Origin of the sequence: Actinomadura harenae (assembly GCF_003696215.1) — a bacterium.
GTDB classification, from domain to species: Bacteria; Actinomycetota; Actinomycetes; order Streptosporangiales; family Streptosporangiaceae; genus Spirillospora; species Spirillospora harenae.
Genome location: NZ_RFFG01000238.1, coordinates 1 through 2,899 on the forward strand (window position 1 = coordinate 1; position 2,899 = coordinate 2,899).

A 2,899-nucleotide genomic window follows, 5' to 3' on the forward strand; every position below is an offset into this window, starting at 1 on the left:
CGCCTGGACCACCTCTGCCGGGCCGGCGGCGGACGGGCGGCACCCGCGCCGGGCCGAACCCGTTCCCGCCGCACCCACACCCGCGCCCGCCGCCCCCGCACCGCCCGGCGATTCCGCCCGGAACTGCGTCGACGAGCTGAGGGGCGACCTGGAGGCGAGCCGGGACGATCCCTCGCCCGACACCGCCGCGTTCAACAAGTTCGGCGTCCTCACCCACGGCAAGGTCGACAAGAACAAGCTCGCCGCCGTGCTCAAGAACAAGTGCGGGATCACCATCCCGGTCATGACCATCGCCACGCTGCTGGAGAGGACCTGCAAACTCGGACCGAAGCTCTTCCAGGGCTCGGACGCGTCGTTCTTCCACAGGCTCATGAAGTGCGCGGAGGAGAACCTGGGCAAGGTCGGCGGCTGAGGAGCACCGCCTCCGTTGACCCACCCGGACACGCGGATGGTCATACCGCCTCACCCCGGCCACCCGCGCAGCCCTCGCCGCCTCGGCCACCCTTCCTGAAGCCCCGTCCCGGACGGCCATCCTCTTTCGGGTCATCCCTGTGACCTCGGTAATCCCCACCTTGATCTCCGGCATGGGAGCGGTGTGGATGCGCCTCGCCCGGCATGGCGCCACGGGAGCCGGGTACGACCGACATCGCCACAATGGTTACCTAGAGTAGCGATCGCTACTGTCTGTGACATGAAGGGATGATCGCCATGTCCACCATGAAGGCGCCCACCACCCACGGCCGGATCGCCGCCAAGTACCACAACGACTGGGGCAAGGGGCCCCGCGTCATGTCGGTCGAGCAGGGCAGCAAGACCGCCAAGTCCGGACTGATGGTCGACGACATCATCATGAAGATCGACGGCAAGCCCTGTAAGACGAAGGCCGAGATGGACGCGGCCCTGGCGGACAAGCGGGCCGGCAACCCGGTCTCCGTCGTCGTCGACCGGGACGGCCGCAACACCGCCTTCAACGTCACACTCGACCCGGCCTGACCCGCCGCATCCCGAAACGAACCGACCACCGTTGCCGGCCTTCCCACCCGGCGGCGGTGGCCGCCCCGCCGAACCGTTCATCGCCATCACGTCCCCCGACCAGGAGGAAAAGCAGCTCGCCCGGCCACCCCGACGCCTCCACCCCGACCTACCCCCAGTGGCTCTACGACGAGGGTTCCGGAGCCGGTCGCCGACACCCGCCGGGCGGGCCGGTGGGAGGGCCACGAGATCACGCCCGAGCACGCCCACCTGGTCGGACCGGAGAGCGGCGCCGACACGATCCGCTGCTTCGACATGGTCGTGCCGGACTTGCTCCAGACCGCGGAGTACACACGTGCGCTGAGGCGGGCGCGCGGACGGGAGCCGGTCAATGGAGGAGCGCGGCGGCCCGTCCAGGCCGTCGTCCGGGATGAAGTGCAGGACCGCGATCATCAGCAGGCCGGCCGGCTCGTCCGGGTGGATGAGGTCGCGGGTGGCGGGATCGTTCCAGATCCGCTCGTGGTCGCGCATGTCGGCGCCTGAGACACCCGCCGCCGTCCTTGTCCCGGTCATCCTGGGCGTTCGCCCACGGCATGGTCGTACTCGAACTCGACGGCCGTTTCCCACCCGGCGCGGACCTGGACGCCGCATGGCGCACCGGCTGCGAGGCGTTCGCCGGGGCACTTCAGGGCAAGACCGAAGGTGGCGCCCTGTAACGACCACCGCCAAGCGTTCCGCCTCGGCATCATCATCGGAGCTGCCGGACACGCACACCCCGCGGCATGGATTCTCGGGCCCGGCGCGGCATGGGGCGCCACACCCGAAGCCGGCGACACCCACGCCGGCCATCACGGCCACGTACCTCGATCGGCCGGCCCAGGCCGTGACCCGGGCACTGCTCGTCCGCCGGGGTGGCGGCGGTCCGCCTTGCGGTCGTCGGATCCGCCGCCCCGCCCCAAGCCGGACCTCCGCCACCGTCTCCTCGCAAGGAGTGAACGCATGACATCCCCAACGCGCCATAAGGCCACCCGGAGTTCGGCATCGGGCCTGGCCCGTGGCGCCTGGGCCCTGCTCGCGGTGTTTCTGCTGGCCTGGACCGTGCTCGAGATGGTCAACCACGGCGGTGGGACGATGGTGCTGGGCATTGCGGGCTTCATCGCTTCTGACCTGACGCTGTTCGTCGGGCCGGGAGGGCCGCACGAACCCAGACAGCTCCCACGCGGCAAGGTGCCCACCTACAACCTCCTCCACCGGCCGATCGGCCCAGTTCTGGGGCTCGTCGTCCTTTCCGAACTGGTCATGCCTGATGATGTGTTTGAGCTGGGAATCAACGTCGCGAACATGTGTGCGGCGTGAGCGAACGCCGGTCCAGTCGATGGCGATCAGAGGTGTCGAGGCGCGAGGCGCGGACCTCTAATTTTCGATCTTGGTGAGGTGGAATGGCTGACTTCGAGTTCCGTCCGGCTGTGGCGGCAGTACTTGCTTTGGGCCCGTTGCCCTCGGAGGACGACGCCACCGAGGAACAACTCGAGGAGCTCGACCGGCGCCTGGTGGCTGTCGAGCGGCCCGTGACCGATCGCGAGGCGTTGACATTGGCGACGCTCTTCAACGCTGATGACAACTGCTATGGCCTGGCATGGTCGCTGCTCCACTTGATCGAGACGGCTCCTGGCGCACTCACAAATCCTTATCCGGCTGGTTCCGGGAAGGAGTGGCTAGAGAGGCTCATCGCTCGCCAGCAGGTAAGTCTCGAGCTGCAGGCAGGCGAATCTCCCCCATGAGGTGCTGGTGGCGTGGCTGGGTCGTAGCGGCTGCCCGGTTCGACCGGATGCTCGGCGTCCGCGCACACCACCTTGACGTCGTGGTAGCCCGCCTTGGCCAGGCACGCCGAGGCCCGGTCGGTGACATCCGGGTCGATGTCGACGGT

At 68.6% G+C, this 2,899-nt stretch carries 6 protein-coding genes; all 6 read left to right on the forward strand.

All coding sequences use genetic code 11. The features are described 5' to 3' along the window. The coding region (locus tag EBO15_RS44960; RefSeq protein ID WP_199745186.1) for a hypothetical protein at window positions 1-412 on the forward strand (412 nt) is incomplete at its 5' end. Between the two features lie 296 nt (window positions 413-708). Continuing rightward, window positions 709-993 carry a PDZ domain-containing protein gene (locus EBO15_RS43080; protein ID WP_158628511.1) on the forward strand — a complete coding sequence of 95 codons (285 nt, stop codon included), beginning with the start codon at window positions 709-711 and terminating at the stop codon, window positions 991-993. Between the two features lie 249 nt (window positions 994-1,242). Next, the gene (locus tag EBO15_RS45635) at window positions 1,243-1,515 is read left to right on the forward strand and encodes a Scr1 family TA system antitoxin-like transcriptional regulator (protein WP_267898469.1); all 273 of its coding nucleotides are present in this window, start codon (window positions 1,243-1,245) and stop codon (window positions 1,513-1,515) included. A 17-nt stretch (window positions 1,516-1,532) separates the two neighbouring features. Further along, window positions 1,533-1,688 (forward strand): TetR-like C-terminal domain-containing protein, encoded by a 156-nt coding sequence (locus tag EBO15_RS43090; RefSeq protein ID WP_267898468.1) that lies wholly within the window; start codon window positions 1,533-1,535, stop codon window positions 1,686-1,688. Window positions 1,689-1,971: 283 nt separating this feature from the next. Beyond that, a complete protein-coding gene (locus EBO15_RS43095; protein ID WP_122200180.1) occupies window positions 1,972-2,328 on the forward strand; it encodes a DUF4260 domain-containing protein in 357 nt (118 codons plus the stop codon). Window positions 2,329-2,411: 83 nt separating this feature from the next. Next, the gene (locus EBO15_RS44965) at window positions 2,412-2,753 is read left to right on the forward strand and encodes a hypothetical protein (RefSeq protein WP_158628512.1); all 342 of its coding nucleotides are present in this window, start codon (window positions 2,412-2,414) and stop codon (window positions 2,751-2,753) included. Window positions 2,754-2,899: the final 146 nt, after the last annotated feature.